Here is a 19,131-nt window from a genome sequence, read left to right as displayed (position 1 = left end):
GAACCTCGAATTCTGTACTGCCGGTTGCGGATCTAGGTGACGATCAGCGGCTCGCCCGCGACGAAGCGGTCCAGCGGCTCGGCGATGTTCATCCGCGACGGCGGGTGGAAGGCCAGCCCGCGGCATGCGGTGTACCGCAGCGCGCTCGAGCCCACCATGAAGGCGACGCCGCCGAGCAGTTCGGTGGCGAGGGCCGAGGTGCGTTCGATGGTGCGCTGCACCGCGAACCGCAGGTGCAGCACCCGGCCCACCGTGCCGGATTCGGCCGCGCCCGAACCGATTTCGAGGGCGACAGCTTCGATCGCCGCCATCGCCGTCTCCAGCTCGCCGACCAGCAGCATCCGGTCCGCGGCACCGCCGCGACGCTGGTCGAGCACCTGTTCGACGAGCCCGCTGACCATGCCGAGATAGCATGCGGACACCAGCAGTTCGAAGGTGAGCCAGGCCGCCGACAGCGCCGCGTTCAGCGTGTCGGTCTTGCCGAAGAACGACACGGAATCCGCCGTGATGTCGACGTCGGTGAGCACCACCTCGTTGGTCTCCGAGCCGGGAAAGATCCGGTTCGCGCTGTCGAGCGGGCGCACCTCGATACCCGGTGTGCCGGCCGGGATCACGGCGAGCGCCAACTCGTCCTCGTCCGCGCCGTCCGGGCGCAGCAGCACGCTCGCGGTCAGGATGTCCATCGAATTCGACAGGCTGCACGGCTTTTTGCTGCCGTTGAGCCGCCAGCCGCCGTCGATTCGGGAACCGCTCAGCGTCGGCGCGATCACGCTGGCGCCCGGAATCCCCTCGGCGAAGGCCGAAGCCAGATACAGCCCGCCCTGCGCGACCATGCCGAGCAGCATTTCCGAGGCCGGGCCGGGCGGGATGGCGGCCACCGTGCACGAGTGCATGTTCACCGCGATGGCCAGCGATGGCGAATAGCTGCCGATCAGCCGGTGGATGCGCGCGGCGTCGAGCAGCGAGGCGCCGAGCCCACCGGATTCCGCGCCGATCAGCAGCCCGGTGCCGCCGGTTTTCTTGAAGATCGAAAGTCCCGGGCTCTCGGTCGATTCCAGCACATCCAGCGGCGTCTCCCGCAGCTCGGCGTCGAGGCCGGGCAGGAACCGTTCCGCGGTTTCGCGTTCTCGTGTCATGAATTGCATTGCGTCCTCCGAAGTTTCGGAAATGTTGGTCCCCCGCGATATGTGGCCGGGTCAGATGACGAACAGTTGGTCGGCGAGCATCTCGTCGAGGCTCTTCTCGAAGGCATGCGCGACCTGGTCGAGGTCCTCGCTCGTGTGGGCGGCGCTGATCAGGAAGCTGTGCAGCTCCGGCAGGTACACCTGGTGCTTGCGCATGTAGTAGGCCAGGGCGATGGTGGCCTTGAAGTTGCTGCCGGCCATGCGTTCTCGGTACAGCCCCGCCTCGCGGTGGCTGAAGTTCAGCGAGAACACGGAGTTGCGCGCGTTGATCCGGCACGCGATATCTCGCCGGTGCGCCGCCTCGCGCATCATCGCGGCCAGCCGCTGGGTGTTGTCCTCCAGTCGGGTGTATATCTCCTGGTGCGAACCGAGATGGCGCAGGGCGGCCAGTCCCGCGGCGCAGGTCAGCGAGTTGCCGCTGAGCGTGCCGCCGGCGAAAACCTTGTTCTCGTAGTCGTAGAACGGGTCCTGTGAACTCTTGGCCATGTCGATGAGCTGGGCCGCGCCGACCACCGCACCGCACGGCAGCCCGCCGCCGATCACCTTGCCGAGGCAGGTCAGATCCGGGTGGATGTCGGCGAGCACCTGCACCCCGCCGTACGCCACCCGGAATCCGCTGACCACCTCGTCGAAGATCAGCGGAATGCCGAGTTCGGTGCACAGCGTCCGTAATTCGGCGAGGAACTCCAGTTTCAGCGTGACCACCGAGGTGGGCATCGGCTCCAGGATCACGCAGGCCAATTCGTCCGCGTGCGCGCGCAGCCGGGCCAATCCGGCCCGGTCGCCGTATTGCAGCACCATGGTGCTTTCCACCGTGCCCGGAGCGACACCCAGCGATCCCGCAACGGGTTTCGGCTCGTCGCGGTCGCCGGAGAACCGGAACCAGGAACTCACCATGCCCTGATCGGAGAACCCGTGATAGTGACCCTCGAACTTGGCCACCTTGGTGCGCCGCCGCAGACCACGGCACATCCGGATGGCGATCTGGATGGCCTCGGTGCCCGAATTGCACAGCAGCGCTTTGTCGGCCGAGGGGAACGCGTCGACCAGGAGTTCGGCCAGTTCGATCTCGGCCGGATTGCCGATACCGTTCACCAGGCCGCGTGCCACGCCGTCGGCGATCGCGGCATTGATCGCCGGATGGGCGTAGCCGAGCAGGTGCGGCCCGTATCCCCCTGACAGATCGATATATTCGTTGCCGTCGAAATCGCGGACCATGCCACCGACCGCCTCCTTGACGAAGACGGGGAATCCGCTCGGAAAGAAGTAGCGGTCGATATGTGTTGGGGCGACGAGGGTGTCGCGGGCTCGGTCGCGCATCTTCAGCGAGGTCGGCATCTGCTGGGCGAAGCTCTCGGCGAACCGCCGTTCGACCTCCGCGTTCATGTACGGCGAGTACCGATCGGTGAATTTCCGCGCGTTGGCCCAGATGTCGATGCCCGGGTTTATCTGCGAGGCGAACCCCTCACAGGAAAGGAACACCAGCTCCACCTTGGTGAAGTTGGTGGTGTACTGCGAATTGTACTGACGCAGAACGGCACTGACGTCGTTGAAGTAGGCGACGGTGGACCAGCGGTTGGAGCTGACGTCGAAGTGGTAGCGCAGTACCTCGGCCATCTTCGCGTCGTACTCGGCACGGTTGCGCTCCAGCTCCGGCCCCGCGAGCACGAAGTACCGGGTGAACCGGTCGATCGCGATATCCCATTCCTTGCGGGTGCAGGCGTAGTAGAACGAGGACAGCCCCCATTTCTCGTCCTCGCTCAGCTCGACGGTCACGCCGTAGTCGAGCAGGATCAGCTCACCCTCCGGGCCGAACATGATGTTGCCCGGATGCGGGTCGCCGTGGCTGAGCCCGTGCATGTACAGCATCGTGTAGATGACATCCTGCAGCCGCTGGGCCAGCCGTTCGGGCGGGAATCCGACCGTGTCCGAATGCTTTCCGGGTATGCCGTCCATGTACTCCATGACCAGCATCCGGGCCGTCACCAGCTCGGGCAGCACCGCGGGAACCCGCACGTACGGATGCGATCGAAAGTTGGCGTATATCCGCCGCTGCTGGGTGGCCTCATGGGTCATGTCGGCCTGCGGCCGCAGCAGCCGAGCAACCTCGTCGAATCGCTTGGGCAGCTCCAGTTCCCGGATCCGCGGCGTCGCACGGTGCGCCAGACGCAGCAGATTTCCGATGGCTCCGAGGCTTTCGTCGATCTGCTCGGGCACCGCGTCCTTGACCAGCTTCACCGCGACCTTGCGTCCGTCGCACAGCTCGGCGATATGCACCTGCGCCACCGATGCGCTGGCCACCGGAGTGAGATCAATTGTGCGGAAAGTCTTTTCGATCGGCCCACCCAATTCCCGCTCGATCGCCCTGCGGGTGCGCTCCGGCGGCATATGCGGAGTCCGGTCCTGCAGCGCCCGCAACGTGTTCACCCATTCGGGCGGCAGTAGATCCGAGCGGGTGGCCGCGATCTGGCCCATCTTGATGTAGATGGGCCCCATGCGGACCAGGAATTCCAGGATGGCGTCGGCCCGCCGCTGGTCGCGAGACCTGTTCCCCCGCTCGCGCAGCGCGGCAAGGGAGTACTCGGCAGCGCCGAGCGCCGTGAACGTGGCCGCCTTGGCCAGATGTTTCAACATGATTCGGCTCCGGGTGACTGGTCAGATGACGAAACTGAAGGCGCCGAAGGACATTCCCGCACTGCCCACCCAGCCGACCGCACGCCGCCCGGTCTGCAGCCGACCCGCGGCCAGCGCCGACGCGATGGCCGCGGGCACCGACGCCGAGACCACGTTGCCCGTCTCGTGGTAGATGTGCTGGATCACCGAGCCGAGTCCGACCTTGTCGGCCATCGTCTGCCAGTAGCGCTTGCTCGACGCGTGGGTGAACAGGGCCGCCACCTCGTCGGTCGGCGGTGCGAGCTGTTCGAACACCGCCAGCGCCTCGCCGGCGCCCGCCTCGTGCATCTCGAAGCCGAAGGAGGTGAAGATGCCGACCCCGTTGCGGGCCAACTTATCCGAGGGGTCGCAATAACCGTCGTAGCCGTCCAGGGTGACGTTGCACAACGGCGCGAGGTCCGGGCGGGAGATGAACCGGAACTCCCACGGCTCGTTGTCCTCCGCGGAGAGCACCGTAGCGGTGGCCGCCTCGCCCAGGGTGTACGCGGGGAAGGTCGATTCCAGCGCCGCCAGCCGTTCGATGCGGAACAGGTGCGGGAACACCACTCCGCCCGCACGCAGGTTGAACTCCGCGTTGACGATCATCGCGTGCCGGAATTGCCCTGTGCGGAACAGTGATTCGGTGATCTGCACCGCCCTGGTCCAGCTCATGCAGGCGTCGAGGACGTCGAAGCAGTGCGCGTTGCGCAGGCCGATCGCGGCAGCCGAATGATAGGCGCCGCCCGGCTCGATGAACCCGCGACCGATACCGGTGTAAATGAGCAGGTCGATCTGGTCCACCGACAGATCCGCTTGGGCCAGTGCCGAATTCGCGGCCTTGCGGAGCAGGTCTATCGGACGCTCTCCCGCGTCGAGCCAGCGTCGTCGCTCCGATCCGGCATATCGCAGGTAGTAGTCGACGGTGCGCAGCGCGGCGTCGAGATCACCGTCGAAACAGCCGGTGCTGTGCGCCGCGATCAGCTCCGTGATGTCGGTATTGCCGACGACGCGGGACGGCAGGCCCGCCGCCACCGAGCGCAGTCTCATCTCAGTTCACTCCTACGCCGGTGGGATCTTCTGTGGCCCTTACAATTTCGTCGGAGGTATCGGACCCGCCCGGCACGATGTGCGCGGCGATCAGACCGGTCATCTCCTCGACTGTCTCGGCGTCCCACATCAGTTCGGGTGGAAAACGCTTGCCTGACCAGGTTTCCAGCGCCTCGTGCAGGTTCATCTGGTGCACCGAGCCGAGTCCGTGCTCGGCCAGCGAACGGGTCTGGTCCAGCCGCGGCGCGTCGGGGCCGAGATTGCGGGTGATCCAGTCGGCGATCTGGACAAGCAGCCCGGCACGAACCAGCTCGAACATCGACACCAGCTGCGGGGACGAATTCTCCTGTGCCGCAGCGGTTTCAGTCACGGTAACAATGCCTTCCCAACGATGGATCTCCGCGAGCCGCCCGGCTCGGAAGTCGGCCCTGCACTGCTGTCGGCGCAGTTTGCCGCTTGTGGTGCGCGGTATCGTGCCGGATTCGATGAAGACGATCACCGCAGGCGCGAGCGCGTGGCGTCGGGCCACCGCGTCGTGCACGGTGGTGACCAGGTCCGCGGGCGCGGGATCACCGCCCGCGCGATATTCCGCGACCAGCACCAAGCCCTCCACACCGTCCTGCTCGACCGCGAAGGCGATCACCGCGCCAGCGCTGAGCGAGGTGTCGCTGTTCACCACCGTGGACTCGATGTCCTCCAGGTAGTAGTTCACGCCGTTGACGATCATCAGGTTTTTCACCCGGCCGCAGATGTACAGCTCGCCCTCGTACTCGAAGCCCAGGTCACCGGTCCGCAACCAGGTTTTGTCATCGTCGGCGCCGGTGATGCGGGCGCGGAAGGTGCGTTCGGTGTCCTCGGGGCGGTCCCAGTAGCCGGGCGCGGTGCTGGGCCCGGACACCCAGATCTCGCCCACCTCGTTCGCACCCACCTGAAGCCCGGATTCCGGTGCCACGATCGCGATTTCGGTCCACAGCACCGGTCGGCCGCAGCCGACCAGTTCGGTGGCGTCCGGTCCGCTGCCCGGTACCACCCGGCGCAGGCCGAGCGCGGACTCGTCGAACGCGGTGGCGGTATACGCGCTGTCAGGTGCGCTGGAGGCGACCTTGAGGGTGGCCTCCGCCAGCCCGTAACCGGGCGACAGCGCGGTCGCCGAAAGTCCGTACGGCTCGAACATGCGCTGGAAGCGGTCCAGGGTGGCCTTGCGCACCGGCTCCGCACCGTTGCACACCAGTTGCCAGCTGCTCAGATCGAGCCCGAACCGTTGCTGCGGCGTGGTCCGGTCGACACATAGGTCGTACGCGAAATTCGGTGCGCCGCAATGCGTTCCCCGATACTCGGTGACGGCGGCCAGCCAGCGGATCGGTTGCTTGACGAAGGTGGACGGCGCCATCAGCACCGCCTCGATACCGGCGTACACCGGCAGCAGCACACCACTGAGCTGCCCGAAGTCGTGGAAGTGCGGCAGCCACGAGACCACCACCGCGTCGTCGCCGACACCCCAGCCCGCCACCAGCTCGGCGCACTGGTGGGCGAGCATCCGATGGGTGACGATCACGCCCTTGGGCGTCGAGGTCGACCCGGAGGTGTACTGCAGGTAGGCAATTCGCGCATCCGCGTCGGGCGCGGTCGGCTCGGCGATTTGCGCAGAGTTCGTCGGCTCCGAGGGATCGGACAGCATATCCACCGCGATCACCGGCAGCTCGCCCAACGGCGATCCCGCAGTCTGCGTAGCCATTTCGGCGGCCACCGCCGGGGTGGTCATAATTACCGCGGCGGCGCAATCCTCGGCTATCGCCTCGACCTGCCCCAGCTTATTCCGCTGTACCGGATAAAGCGGTACCGCGATCACTCCGGCATACAGGCAGCCGAAAAAGGAGACCACATACTCCAACCCGGGCGGATGCAGCAAAAGTGCCCTATCACCTGGAGATACCCGATCGCGGAGCCGCTCGGCGACGGCGCACGCGCGCCACTGGAGCTCCCCATAGGTGAGCATTTGCTCCGGCTCACCTTCGGCATTCAAGAATACGAATGCACGCTGCTCGCCCTTATCCTCCGACCGCGCACGCAACAGTTCTGCGAAATTATGAATTGCGGGCAGGGTGGGAGGTACTGATGGATCTCGCACGAAACACCTCGACACAGTAAAGAAGCCTCCGCACGATCGATACGCCGTATTACGCAGAATGCCGTGTCACGACAGTGTGACCACAGCTCGTATTACAAGTCTCGAGCGGAACTGAAATCGACATTAATCGACCGATGAAGCGGACGCAACCAAATGGAATTGAAATACGCTTATATGACATCCATGTTAACTGGCCTGCGTCGCAGGGCTCCGCACGAGGCGCGCGCGACCCACCCGCCTCGACCTGCCGCCGATGAACACGAGTTATGTTGATGCGCAATAGATTCAGCAATGATGAAACGATGATGTCGAGGCGAGTCGCCCAGCTCACACAGCACACAGAACAGACTTTCGCCGCTGATTTTCGTATTTTTCACGAACGACGGAGTAGCAAATTATTACTACCCGTTATCGAAATTCCCGAAACAGTGTGAATAACTCAGCGCGGCTGCGCCGACAACCACCGTGCGCATTCGACATCGGTGACGAGCACCTTGGCCAGCCCGCCGTTCAGCGCACCGAGAACGGCCTCATGCTTGGCCACGCCACCGGAGACCAGCACCGAGGTCCGGCAGTCCCGCACCGCGGCCAGCGATACCCCGATCGTGCGGGCGGACAGCGCACCGCCGACCTGCGAACCGTCGATCCGGAAGAACCTGCCGCCGATCTCCCCGACCGCTTCCGCCGCGCGCAGCTCGTCGAGCGCCGCGGCATCGAGATAACCGCCGGTGCACAGGGTGCTCGCCGGGCCGACCGGCCCGGTGCCGAACACCATGATGTCCGCCGCGGTACCGATCGAAAGAGCTTGGCTTACAAGGTAATCCGCGGTCAGCACGCCCACGTCGGCGTACAGCGGGGCCGGTAGCGACACGGGCCGCGCCTGCAATAGGGTGGCGCAGCGTCCGAGGATGTAGTCGGCTCCGGTCCGATATTCGGCGGAGGTCATCGCCCCGTTCAATTGCACAACCGCCGCACAGCGGGCGGTCCGCGCGCGGATCGCCTTCGCGAGCGCGACCGTCTCCGGCCCCCAGGTGTAGCCCAGTGTGTCGGTGCGCCGCAGTCGCCGCACCAGCAGCGCCGCGGCCGCGTGGCCCAGCGCCTGGTCACCGGGCGATTCGTCACCGCCCGATTCGCCGAGCACAACCGCCTCGACCAGCCCGAATCGCGCCTCCAACGCGTGTTCGAGCGGGGTGTGCACGGCCGAATGCCACGCGTTTGTGACGCCGATTTCGACGCGCACCATGCCGTGCGCCTTGGCATGCGCGATGAGCCGACCCGCGGTAGGGCGGGAAACTCCCAGCTTGGCGGCGATCTCCGCCCGGGTGGCGCCCTCCAGGTGGTAGAGCTCCGCGGCGCGCAGTGCGAGTCGCACCTCGTCGGAGACCTGAGGCAGCGGCGAGTAGGGCGTCACGATCATCCTTGTACCAGGCGCCTGCTCATGCGGCGCCCAGTTAGGGTAGCACAACCAAACCTGTTCCGTCGCACCATCATTCGCGGTATAAATCGACGATCGAAGCCCGCCACGCGGACGGTGGCACAGATATCTGTATGCTGCCGGTCACAGGTAACTCGAGGAGGAGACCACATGGCCACCAGCACCGTCGACGCCGTCATCCCCGCACCGCGCGACGTCGTATACAAGCTTTTCACCGAGCGGGAATCCATGAGCCCCTACCTGCCGGTAATCCAGGTGACCAAGATCAGGCCGGGGATCAACGCGGGCGACGAGGTCGGCGCGCAGCACGTCTTCGGCCTCGGGTCGGTCGGTATCACCGAGGAGATCACCAACCTGGTGCCCGGTGAGCGGATGGAATACAAGATCGTGAAGGGCGTTCCGGTCAAGCGGCACGTCGGCGTCGTCACCTTCGCCGACGCCGACAACGGCACCCTGGTCACCTACACCATGGAATCCGAACCCAAGCTCCCGGTGCCCGACAAGGCGCTGGAGTTCGTGCTGCACAACCTGATCACGCAGTTCCTCAAGGGCGCGCAGAAGGCCGTGCGCGCCTGAACGATTCGTCGCCTACCGACGAATCAGCTTGCCGCGCCCGCCTTTTCGGCGTGCGCAGTCTCCAACAGCTCCTCCGCGTGCGCCCGGCCGGTCTCGGTATCGTCGAGGCCGGCCAGCATGCGCGCCAGCTCGATCACCCGCTCGTCCTTGGTCAGCGCGCGAACGCCGCTGTTCACCTTGCCCTTCCCGTCATCGGACTTGTTCACCACCAGATGGGTGTCCGCGAACGCCGCCACCTGCGGCAGATGGGTCACCACGATCACCTGGTGGGTGCGCGCCAACCGGGCCAGCCGCCGCCCGATCTCCACCGCGGCCCGGCCGCCGACACCCGCGTCGACCTCGTCGAAAACCATTGTCGCGCCGTGATCCGAGCTCGCGAGCACCACCTCCAGCGCCAGCATCACCCGGGACAGCTCACCGCCGGACGCGCTCTTGCTCAGGGGAAGTGACTGTGCGCCCGAATGCGCCGAGAGCCGGAACTCCACCTCGTCGACCCCGGATCCCCCGGCGTGCAACTCTTTTCCGCCGATGGTGAGCGGCGCCGAATCCTGCGGACCCGCCTGCGCCTGCCGCACCTCGACCTCCAGCCGCGCCTTTCCCATTGCCAGCCCGGACAATTCGGCGCTCACCGCGGCGGCCAGCTTGCCCGCCGCCCTGGTGCGCGCGGCGCTGAGTTTGCGCGCCGACTCCCGCACCCTTTCCGCGGCGATCTCCACCTCGGCGGCCAGCTTCGTCAGCGCCTCCTCGGAGACGTCCAGCGAATCCAGCCGGGAGCGCGCGTCATCGGCCCAAGCGAGTACGCCGTCGATATCGGGCGCGTATTTGCGGGTCAGCGTTTTCAATTCGGCCTGGCGGGTCAGCAGCGAATCGAGCGCGCCCGGATCCGACGGCAGATCCTGCAGATAGCCGCTGAGTTCGGCGGTCAGATCCACCACCACCGCGATCGCCTCGCCCAATCGCGGCGCGAGCCCGGAAAGCGCGGGATCCTCGGCGGATTCGAGCCTGGCCCGGGCGCCGCCGAGCAAATCCAGTGCGCCGGAACCGGTCTCGGGCGCGTCCGCGGGGCCGGTCAGCGCGTCGTGCGCCGCCGCGGCCGCCTCGCGCAGCGAATCCAGATCGCTCAACCTGCGCACCTCGGCCACCAGGCGTTCGTCCTCACCCGGTTCCGGTGCGATACCGTCGATCTCGGCCAGCGAATGCTTCAGCCGGTCCGCCTCCAACGCCAATTCCCTACTGCGCGCTGTCCTTTCCAGCAGTTCACCGCGCGCGTCCAACCAGGAACGCCGGTGCACCCGGTACTTGCGCAGCAGCGGACCGATGGTGTCGGCGGCGAACTGGTCCAGCGCGTTCAGCTGTTGTTCGGGGCGCTGCAGCCGCAGCTGATCGTTCTGGCCGTGCACGGTCAGCAGCGGCGCGGTGAAATCGGCGAGTACCGAGGCGGGCACCCCGCGCCCGCCGAGGTGCGCGCGGGACCGGCCGTCGCTGCCGACGGTGCGGATGGCGATGACGCTGCCGTCGTCATCCTGTTCCGCGGCAGCGGCTTCCAGCACCTGCGCCACCTCGGCGCGGGCCGACGGATTGACCTCGTCGACGGTGAACCGGCCCTCGACCACCGCGCGCGTCGCGCCGAGCCGCACCCGGCCGGCGTCCGCCCGCGCCCCGCTGAGCAGGTGCAGGCTGGTCACCACCATGGTCTTACCGGCGCCGGTCTCACCGGTGAGGACGGTGAGACCCTCGTGGAACTGCGCGGTAGCCGTGGATATGACGCCTAATCCGTCAATCCTGATCTCTGTCAGCACTCGTGTTCTCCGTTCGGCGGTGCTCGACCTCGCCTTCGCGGGGCGCTATGTGGTTACGCTCCGCTATCTCCTCCGCACCTGACCGCGCAGGACGGCGACCACGCCAGCCTGTCACGGGCAACTGGAACTTGCGCACCATCCGGTCGGCGAACGGCGCGGAATCCAGCCGCACCCAGCGCACCGGCTCGGCACCGCGGACCGCCTCCAACCGACCACCCTTCGGCAGTGCGAGAGTACGCCTGCCATCGAGGAAAACTATCGCATCATGGCCCGTCGCAACGGATTCGACGGCGATCCGCGATTCCGGGCTGGTGACCAGCGGCCTGGCGAACAGCGCGTGCGCGTTACTCGGGATCACCAGCAGCGCCTCCAGTTCCGGCCACACCACCGGACCGCCCGCGGAGAACGCGTACGCGGTGGATCCGGTCGGCGTCGAGATCAGGATGCCGTCGCAGCCGAACGAGGAAACCGGACGCCCGTCCACCTCCAGGACCAGCTCCAGAACGCCCATGCGGGAAGCGTTTTCGATACTCGCCTCGTTGAGCGCCCAGCCCGATTCGGTGACGACATCGTCCACCCGGACGCTGACATCGATCGTCATGCGGTGTTCGATGCGGTATTCACCGCGCACCACCTGCGCCAGGGCGTCGTCGAGGTGTTCGGCCTCGGCCTCGGTCAGGAATCCGATGCGGCCCAGGTTGATACCCAGCACCGGCACCCTGGCCGGGCGGGCCAGCTCGGCGGCACGCAGGAAGGTGCCGTCGCCACCGAGCACCAGCACCATTTCGCAGCCGACCGCCGCCTCCGGGCCGTGTTCGACCACCCGCACCGGGAAGCCGCTCGGCTCCGCCTCGAATCGGGTGCTGTCCGCCTCGTCGGCCAGCACCCGCAGACAGATACCGGCATCCGCGAAGATCTTGGCGACCCGGTGGGCGGTCTCGATGATCTCCGCCCGCCCCGGATGCGACACCAGCAGGATCTCCCGGCAACCGGAACCGCCCGCCGACAGCGCGTTCACTGTGGACCCTCCATAACCGCATGCTCGACGAGGCCCGCGACCTGCTCGCCGTCGTACTCGAACTGCCCGATCTTACGCAGCCACAAGAAGTATTCGACATTGCCGGACGGTCCCGGCAGCGGGCTGGCCACCACGCCAAGCGTACGCAGGCCCAGCGCGGCCGCCGCGGCCGCCACCTCGCGCACCGCCTCGGCCCGCAGGCCCGAATCCCGCACGACGCCACCGGAACCCACGCGGTCCTTGCCGACCTCGAACTGCGGTTTCACCATCGGCAGCAGATCCGCCTCGGGCGCCGCGCACGCCGCGAGCGCGGGCAGTACCAGGGCGAGCGATATGAACGACAGATCGCCGACCACCAGTTCGACCGTGCCATCGATGGCGTCCGGGTCAGGTTGCGCACGTTCGTCCGGTCGAAAACCCGGACTCGATCGTCATTTTGCAGCCGCCAGATCAGCTGTCCGTAGCCGACATCGACGGCGACCACCTCGCGCGCGCCGCGAGACAGCAGCACATCGGTGAATCCGCCGGTCGACGCGCCCGCGTCCAGGCAGCGCCGCCCCGCCACCGTCAGCCCCCGCGGTTCGAACGCCTCCAGCGCGCCCAGCAGTTTGTGCGCGCCGCGCGACGCCCACGACACCTCGTCGGGTTCCTCGCGGACCAGCAGCGGGGTGCCCGCTTCCACCGCGGTCGCCGGTTTCACCGCGACCGCGCCGTTGATCAGGACCCGACCGGCGCCGATCAGCTCGACCGCGTGTTCCCGCGATCGGGCCAACCCGCGGCGCACCAGTTCGGCGTCCACCCGCGCGCGTCTGGCCACCTCAGATCTTGTCCACCGTGGCCAATGCCTGGACCAGCACCTCGTGCGCCTGCTCCAGGATCCGGGCGCGCCGGGTCAGATCGGTGCCGTCGATCTCCGAATCCCGTGCCCCCGCGGCCAATTCGGCCAGCAGCGCATCGATCTCCGCCCGGACCTTCTCGGGCTCGGCGAACGCGGCCTGATTCGCGCCGGGCAGATGCTGCCCGGGCAGCGGCGCGGCCGGTCGAGGCCCGGGGACCTGGGGGTGCGGCATAGGAGTAGTCATCGTGGCGACAACGCTACCGGAGTTCGCATTCGCACACACGTACCCGTCGCGTCCGTCACGCCGGGCCGGTTCGGCTGACGCGTCATGCACCACCGGCTGCGGTACCGCGTCACCGTCGGCGCCGCCGCATCCGCCGATGTGATCGACATCCAGGCTCAGGGTTCGGAGGCGGATACCGCGAAATTCGCCGACTTCGTCCGCCAGGCCGCCGCCCAGGCGCGGCAGCGGAACCCGCGCGTCGTCGTGCTGGCCGGACTGAGCACTAATCCCAGCGGGCAGCGGGTGACGACCGATCAGCTCCAGCAGGCGGTCGCGGCCACCCGGTCGTTCGTGGACGGCTACTGGCTCGATATCCCGGCCGTGGGCACCGCATGTCCGCGCTGCGGAACACCGCAGCCGGAGGTCGCGGTGCCGCTGCGCGAACTGCTGAACAGTTGACGGATCGCCCGACCCCATACCGCGAAATCGCCTGCTTCGCGTTACCGCGCGAACTCGCGAACGGCCAACGGAATCGCTCGGCCCTGATGCCGCCGCAACCCGGCGACCACCCGATCCCCGAAATCACCTGTCGCCGCAATCGGGTCGATCGCGGCGACCGGATGGTTGAGCGCATCGAGCGTTTCCGCGACGAATGTCGGAATCCGTTCCGCCGGAGCGTCTTTCAACTCGTCGATGGTGCTGACGCCGGTGAGCACCAGCAGCGAGTCGAGGCCGACGCCGTTGGCGCCCTCGATATCGGTGTCCAGCCGGTCGCCGACGACCAGCGCGTCGCGGGTACCGGCACGCCGGATGGCATCCTCCAGCAGCGGCGGGTACGGCTTGCCCGCGACCAACGGTTCCCGGTCGGTCGCGGCCCGCAGCGCGGCGACCATCGCGCCGTTTCCGGGCGCCAGTCCGCGCTCGTTCGGCAGGGTCTTGTCGGTGTTCGCGGCGATCCACAGCGCGTCGGCGCGCACCGCATACGCCGCCTCGGCCAGGTCGGGCCAGCCGGTGTTCGGCGAATGTCCCTGCACCACCGCGGCCGGGGCGACGCCGTCGAAGCGGCGAATCGGGTGCAGACCGACCGCGGCCACCTCGGCGGCCAGATCGTCGGTGCCGACGACGAGCACCGTCGCACCGGTGTCCAGCCGCTCGGCCAGCAGCCGGGCCGCCGCCTGCGCGCTGGTCACCACGTCGGCATCGGTGGCGGGGTAGCCCAGTTCGGCGAGATGTTCGGCCACCGGTCCAGGGCGACGGCTCGCATTGTTCGTGACATAGATCAATCGTTGCGACGCGCCCGAATTCGCCAGCGCCTGCGGTGCGCCATCGATCACGACGGGACCGCGATAAAGCGTCCCGTCCAGATCGAGCAGCAATGCCGCGTAGCGGTCCCGTAGTCGCGTCACACCCTCACTCCAAATCCATACCCGTATCGGCTCGAATCATCCGCACCATACGCCAGCGCCCCGATCCGGAGCCGACCGCGTCGCGGGCGGCCGCGATTTCACCGGTGAACCGCAACCGACGTTAAAACGTGTCGATCAGTGGTACGCCCGCACCATGCCGAATCCGATCGGCACTATCTCGGATGCAGATACATCGTCTACGATGAATCCGGTACGAGCCCTTGGGATCTCGACATCGGCGCGCAATATCGCAGCATCCAGATGCAGTCCGCGTCAGCACAAAGCAGAGGCCGCACAGTGGAATTCAACACCGTGGATTTCAGCGAATCCGGAGACGACCCGGCGGCGATCGAGGCGCGCATCCAGGCCGGGATAGCGCCGTACCACGCTCGCATGCTGGCCGTCTACGACTGGCTGGTGCTGGGTCTGATCAGCCGCTGGGTCTGGCGCTGCCCACGCTCGAAGATGTTGGCGCACTACAACGATCAGGTCGGCGCCCGCCACCTCGACGTCGGTCCCGGCACCGGCTGGTTCCTCGGCAACTGCCGATTTCCCACGGCCACACCGTCGATCACGCTCGTCGACCTCAGCGCGGGCGCATTGGCCGTGGCGGCCAAGCGAATCCGGCGCTACCGTCCGGCCACGGTAGTCGGCGACGTGTTCAAACCTCTGGATCTCGGTGCCGCACAGTTCGATTCGATCGGCATGAACTTTCTGCTGCACTGCCTGCCCGGTGCCGTCCACCGGAAGGCCGCCGTCTTCGACAATCTCGCGCCCCTGCTCGACGATGGCGGCCGACTGTTCGGCAGCACCGTCCTCGGCGCCGATCCAGGACACAACGCGGTGTCGTCCGCGCTGCAGCGACGCCTCAACCGCCGCAACTCCTTCAGCAACAGCGCGGACCGCATCGAAGATCTGGCAACCGAATTGGCAGCGCGTTTCACGGAAGTCCGGATCGCCCGCTCGGGCGTCGTCTGTCTTTTCTCCGCGCGAAATCCCCGCGCCGGCAACTGAACGGGGGAATCCCTGTGAACTTCACGGTTCTCGGTGAGTTCTCGGTCGAATTCGACGATATCGACATCACGCCGAGGCAACCGAAGATCAGAAGCATCCTGGCCCTGCTCACCATCGAGCACGGACGCACGGTGCCGATCGAATGGATCGTCGACGAACTCTGGCGCCTGCCGAGCTCCGCAACACCGAGCCGGACGGTACACACCTATATCTACGAGCTCCGGAAAATACTCGGCAAGGGCGGCGAGAACCTGATCGTCACCAGGCAGGGCGGCTATTCGCTGCGGCTCGACGACGCCTACCTGGATCTGGACGAATTCGAGCGGCTGGCCGACAGCGGCGCCGGCCTGCTGCGCGCGGGCATGGCCGAGGACTCACCCGAAAAACTGGCCGAGGCAAGCGATTACCTCGGCCAGGCCATGTCGTGCTGGCACGGCGCGCCGCTGCGCAACGTCATCCTCGGCAAGCGGCTGCGCAACCGGGTGGCCTGGCTGGAGGAACGCAATCGGCAGGTGATCGAGATGCGCCTGCGCGCCGAGATGCGGCTCGGGCGCTTCGACGAGGTGATCGGCGAACTGAAATTCCACATCGAACAGAACCCGTATCACGAGGGTTTCCACGAAACGCTGATGGCGGCGCTGGCCCGCTCGGGCCGGCGTTCGGAGGCATTGAACGTCTACCGCGAGCTGCGCACCCGGCTCGCCGACGAGATGGGCATCGAACCGGGCCAGCCGGTGCGGCAGCTGCAACAGGACATCCTGCGCGGCAACCTCGGCCCGGTTCCCGCGGCGCCGGGCGATATCCGCGGTGAACCGCTCAAGCTGACCCAGCTCCCCCCGATGGTGCCGGATTTCGTCGGGCATCGGCACGCCGTCGACGCGGCCGTCGATCTGCTCACCCGGAATTCGCCGCGGACGATCTGCGTGCACGGTATGCCGGGCGTCGGCAAGAGCGCGGCGGCACTCACCATCGCGCACGCGGTGGCCGGATCATTTCCCGACGGCCAGCTGCACATCGATCTCGAGGACACCGCGCGGTCCGGGCTCGACGCCTTCTCCGATGTGCTGCGCGCGCTCGGCATCGGCGACCGCGAGCTACCCGCGACCCTCGCGGGCGCGGTCTCGCTCTTCCGCTCGATCACCCGCGGGCGGCGCATCCTCGTCGTCCTCGACAATCTGCACCGCGGCGCCGATATCGTGCCGCATCTGCCCCTCGGATCCGCGACCATCATCACCGCCCGCCGCCCGCTCACCGGCCTGTTCGGCGTGGACAAATGCCTGCTCGACCCGCTGTCCGTCCGCGACGGCCTCGACCTGCTCGCCGCCATCGTCGGGGCCGACCGGATCAAACGGGAGCAACGCGCGGCCGAACAATTGATAGAAATCGTCGGCGCGCTCCCCCTGGCCATCCGGTTCATCGGCGACCGGCTGACCGTCTCGCCGAGGTACCCGCTCGAACATCTCCGCAGGCGGATCATGAATCCCGATGACGCCGTGCGCCTTTCGGATCTGGCCAATCTGGGATTCGACCTGTTCTACCGCATCGATGCCGTCTACCGCGACCTCGACGCCGTCGAGCGCACCGTCTTGCGCAGCGTCATCGCGCTGCGGGACCGCCCGTTCGACATCGACGACGTGATGACGCTCGCGCCGACCACGCCGACGCAAACCGAGATCGCGCTGCTGAGCCTGATCGATTCCGGCATGGTGACCGCGCGTGTCGCCACCGAGCGCAAGCCGATGACGCTGCCGCCCATGGTCGCCCGCTACCTCTCGGAGCTGGACACCGGTTGAGCCACACCGAGAATCGACCGGAGCACGGTCGCCGGCGCGTCGTCCGCCGCGGCGTTTCGGCTGCGCCAAGCGATGAAACCGTCGGGCCGCACGAGCACCGCCCCCGACTCGGTCACCCCGTACGCCTCGGCCCACCGGCCCTCCACATCGATCAGCTGCGCCCCGATCCGGTGCACCACAACGCCGAGCCCGTCCACGGCCCGCTCCCAGCCATCCGAACCGGTGAGCAGCACGAAATCCGAGCCGAACAAATCCAATGTCGAAATCTCCCGGCCATCTCGCATCAGCACAACATGCGCGGCCCGCGTACCGGGCCGGCCGGTCGGCTTACGCGGATCCTCCGTCGCATCCCCGGCATCGGGCTCCTCCGGAATCAGCGCGCCCGCACGATACCGATAGCCGAGGCAGATGCTCGCCTTACTCGGCCGGTTGCCGGGCTGGCGCGACCCGCCCTCCGCGGAACCCGCGATGAGCAGACCCGCCCGAACGACGGAATCCTCGATCAGCAACTGCGCGACCGGTTTTCGTTCGACCTCGTAACTGTCCAGCAGATCCGGCGCTGCCCTGCCCGCCAGCACGAACGCCAGCTTCCACGCGAGATTGTGTGCGTCATCGATACCGGAATTGCCGCCGTAACCACCGGTGGGCGGCAAGGTTTTCGCGGCGTCGCCCACCAGGAACACCCGCCCGCGCCGGAAGGTGTCGGCCAGCAACGCCCGCATCTGCCAGATGTCAACGCCCAGTACTTCGACCGCGAGATCCGGATCGCCCACCGCGCGCCGGACCAGTTCGGCGCAGCGCCGCTCCGACAGCTCCGGATCGGTCGCCGGATCGTGCGGAACGCTGAGCGTCCAGCGATTCAGGTTGCGTTCGAGCAGAATATTCAACCGGACACCGGCGGCGGACGCGTCCAGATCGTTCACCATGCACAGCACGAAACTCCGGCCGCGCAGCGCCGCGGTCAGGTCCGCGCGAAACAGGATGCCCGCCTGCAATGCGAGCAATCCCGGTCCGGCGCAACCGATTCCGAGCGCCTCACGGACCGGGCTGCCCGAACCGTCGCACGCGATCAGATAGTCGGCGACCACGCTGACGCGGCGCCCGGTCACGGTGTCGCGCAGCTCGGCCCGCACCTCCCGCTCGTCCTGTTCGAATCCGGTTAGCTCCGTGCCGAATCGGATCCCGGCGCCGAATTCGACGGCCCGCTGCCGCAGAATCGGTTCGAGCTGATCCTGATCGCACCACACCTGCTTTTCCGGCGTCAGCCCGCCGAATTCCTCCGGCCCGCCCATCGAATACCGATCGATTTCGCGTCCGGCCAGCGTTTCGACCCGCAGGATCGTGCTCTCCCGCTCCTCGTCCAGCGGCCGGATCCGGTCCTGAATTCCCAAGGCCCGCAACAACTCCATCGCCCGCGGCCCGATATCGCTCATCCGCGGATGCCGGGAAAGACGGTCGCGCCGCTCCACCAGCAGACAGCCGACCCCGTGCCGCGCCAGGAACGCGGCCATCGTCAGCCCGCTCACCGCGCCGCCGACGACCAGCACCGGCACCCGTTCAACGGTATTCATCACGCGCCGAGCTCGCCGACAAGCGATTCGATGTAATCGCGCACCGCCTCCTGATTGGCGGCGGTGTGCTCGGCCATCCGCTCCCGCCACTGCGGTTCCTCGGCGCGCTTGTCCTCGACGAGTTCGAAGTACATATCCCAGGTCATCTGGCTGCGATATCCGGGCAGCGGCTGATAGACCCAGGTGAGATGGTTGAACGTGAAGGGCGCCAGCGGCTCGTACCGCTCCGCGTACGCGATCAACGGCGGATACAGCATCCGCCACGACACCCAGGAAAGATTGTCGGCGTTGGTCAACCGGAACCAGATCTTGCGGCCCTCGCGGCGCAGGATCTCCGATTTCAAATATTCGGGGATCATCTGCGGCCACTGATCGATGCGATTGGAAACCTCGTAGACGACGTCGACGGGCGCGTCGACGATTACGGAGCGAGTGATGACCTGCATT

Annotated in this window: 15 protein-coding genes and 1 pseudogene; 4 read left to right on the top strand and 12 right to left on the bottom strand. The window is 67.1% G+C overall.

Annotation, left to right across the window (positions count from 1 at the left end; genetic code table 11):
- Positions 1 to 32: 32 nt before the first annotated feature.
- The 5 genes from F5544_RS17275 to F5544_RS17255 form a co-directional block, all read right to left on the bottom strand.
- A complete protein-coding gene (locus tag F5544_RS17275; RefSeq protein ID WP_238847293.1) occupies positions 33 to 1,136 on the bottom strand; it encodes an acyl-CoA dehydrogenase family protein in 1,104 nt (367 codons plus the stop codon).
- Positions 1,137 to 1,196: 60 nt separating this feature from the next.
- On the bottom strand, positions 1,197 to 3,818 hold the full coding sequence (locus tag F5544_RS17270) for an aminotransferase class III-fold pyridoxal phosphate-dependent enzyme (RefSeq protein ID WP_167474140.1): 2,622 nt from the start codon (positions 3,816 to 3,818) through the stop codon (positions 1,197 to 1,199).
- A 21-nt stretch (positions 3,819 to 3,839) separates the two neighbouring features.
- The gene (locus F5544_RS17265) at positions 3,840 to 4,883 is read right to left on the bottom strand and encodes a 3-oxoacyl-[acyl-carrier-protein] synthase III C-terminal domain-containing protein (RefSeq protein WP_167474139.1); all 1,044 of its coding nucleotides are present in this window, start codon (positions 4,881 to 4,883) and stop codon (positions 3,840 to 3,842) included.
- A gap of 1 nt (position 4,884) precedes the next feature.
- A complete protein-coding gene (locus F5544_RS17260) occupies positions 4,885 to 7,011 on the bottom strand; it encodes a fatty acyl-AMP ligase (RefSeq protein ID WP_238847292.1) in 2,127 nt (708 codons plus the stop codon).
- 439 nt (positions 7,012 to 7,450) lie between these two features.
- Positions 7,451 to 8,428, bottom strand: coding sequence for a sugar-binding transcriptional regulator (locus F5544_RS17255; RefSeq protein ID WP_167474137.1), 978 nt, complete (start codon positions 8,426 to 8,428; stop codon positions 7,451 to 7,453).
- A 168-nt stretch (positions 8,429 to 8,596) separates the two neighbouring features.
- Between F5544_RS17255 and F5544_RS17250 the strand changes: the two genes are divergently transcribed.
- Positions 8,597 to 9,022, top strand: a complete 426-nt coding sequence (locus F5544_RS17250) for an SRPBCC family protein (protein WP_167474136.1) — start codon at positions 8,597 to 8,599, stop codon at positions 9,020 to 9,022.
- Positions 9,023 to 9,045: 23 nt separating this feature from the next.
- Here F5544_RS17250 and recN read toward each other — a convergent pair whose 3' ends face one another.
- The 4 genes and pseudogenes from recN to F5544_RS17230 all read right to left on the bottom strand — a co-directional run bounded on the left by recN (position 9,046) and on the right by F5544_RS17230 (position 12,921).
- The gene (gene recN, locus F5544_RS17245) at positions 9,046 to 10,821 is read right to left on the bottom strand and encodes a DNA repair protein RecN (RefSeq protein WP_167474135.1); all 1,776 of its coding nucleotides are present in this window, start codon (positions 10,819 to 10,821) and stop codon (positions 9,046 to 9,048) included.
- Positions 10,799 to 11,830 (bottom strand): NAD kinase, encoded by a 1,032-nt coding sequence (locus tag F5544_RS17240; RefSeq protein ID WP_428847176.1) that lies wholly within the window; start codon positions 11,828 to 11,830, stop codon positions 10,799 to 10,801. Before F5544_RS17240 ends, recN begins: the two co-directional genes overlap by 23 nt.
- A gap of 5 nt (positions 11,831 to 11,835) precedes the next feature.
- Positions 11,836 to 12,656 (bottom strand): annotated as a pseudogene (locus F5544_RS17235) (TlyA family RNA methyltransferase).
- 1 nt (position 12,657) lies between these two features.
- On the bottom strand, positions 12,658 to 12,921 hold the full coding sequence (locus tag F5544_RS17230; RefSeq protein WP_167474133.1) for a hypothetical protein: 264 nt from the start codon (positions 12,919 to 12,921) through the stop codon (positions 12,658 to 12,660).
- A gap of 84 nt (positions 12,922 to 13,005) precedes the next feature.
- On the opposite strand from F5544_RS17230, the gene F5544_RS17225 reads away from it, so the two are divergent.
- Positions 13,006 to 13,359: a hypothetical protein gene (locus F5544_RS17225; protein WP_167474132.1), complete on the top strand. Its 354-nt coding sequence runs from the start codon at positions 13,006 to 13,008 to the stop codon at positions 13,357 to 13,359.
- A 41-nt stretch (positions 13,360 to 13,400) separates the two neighbouring features.
- On the opposite strand, the gene F5544_RS17220 is transcribed toward F5544_RS17225, so the two are convergent.
- Entirely contained in the window at positions 13,401 to 14,306 is a 906-nt protein-coding gene (locus F5544_RS17220) for an HAD-IIA family hydrolase (protein WP_167474131.1), read from the bottom strand.
- Between the two features lie 297 nt (positions 14,307 to 14,603).
- Between F5544_RS17220 and F5544_RS17215 the strand changes: the two genes are divergently transcribed.
- Positions 14,604 to 15,320: a class I SAM-dependent methyltransferase gene (locus F5544_RS17215; protein WP_238847290.1), complete on the top strand. Its 717-nt coding sequence runs from the start codon at positions 14,604 to 14,606 to the stop codon at positions 15,318 to 15,320.
- A gap of 14 nt (positions 15,321 to 15,334) precedes the next feature.
- Positions 15,335 to 17,113, top strand: a complete 1,779-nt coding sequence (locus tag F5544_RS17210; protein WP_167474130.1) for an AfsR/SARP family transcriptional regulator — start codon at positions 15,335 to 15,337, stop codon at positions 17,111 to 17,113.
- Here the strand turns inward: F5544_RS17210 and F5544_RS17205 are convergent.
- A complete protein-coding gene (locus F5544_RS17205; protein WP_167474129.1) occupies positions 17,086 to 18,684 on the bottom strand; it encodes an FAD-dependent monooxygenase in 1,599 nt (532 codons plus the stop codon). The two genes, F5544_RS17210 and F5544_RS17205, sit on opposite strands and share 28 nt — an antisense overlap.
- Positions 18,684 to 19,130 carry an SRPBCC family protein gene (locus F5544_RS17200; RefSeq protein WP_167474128.1) on the bottom strand — a complete coding sequence of 149 codons (447 nt, stop codon included), beginning with the start codon at positions 19,128 to 19,130 and terminating at the stop codon, positions 18,684 to 18,686. The genes F5544_RS17205 and F5544_RS17200 overlap by 1 nt, the downstream gene beginning before the upstream one ends.
- Between the last annotated feature and the right edge of the window lies 1 nt (position 19,131).

It is taken from the genome of Nocardia arthritidis, from assembly GCF_011801145.1.
Taxonomy (GTDB): Bacteria; Actinomycetota; Actinomycetes; order Mycobacteriales; family Mycobacteriaceae; genus Nocardia; species Nocardia arthritidis_A.
The sequence above is the reverse complement of the archived record's forward strand: the minus strand, read 5'-3'. Positions and strand labels throughout refer to the sequence as shown.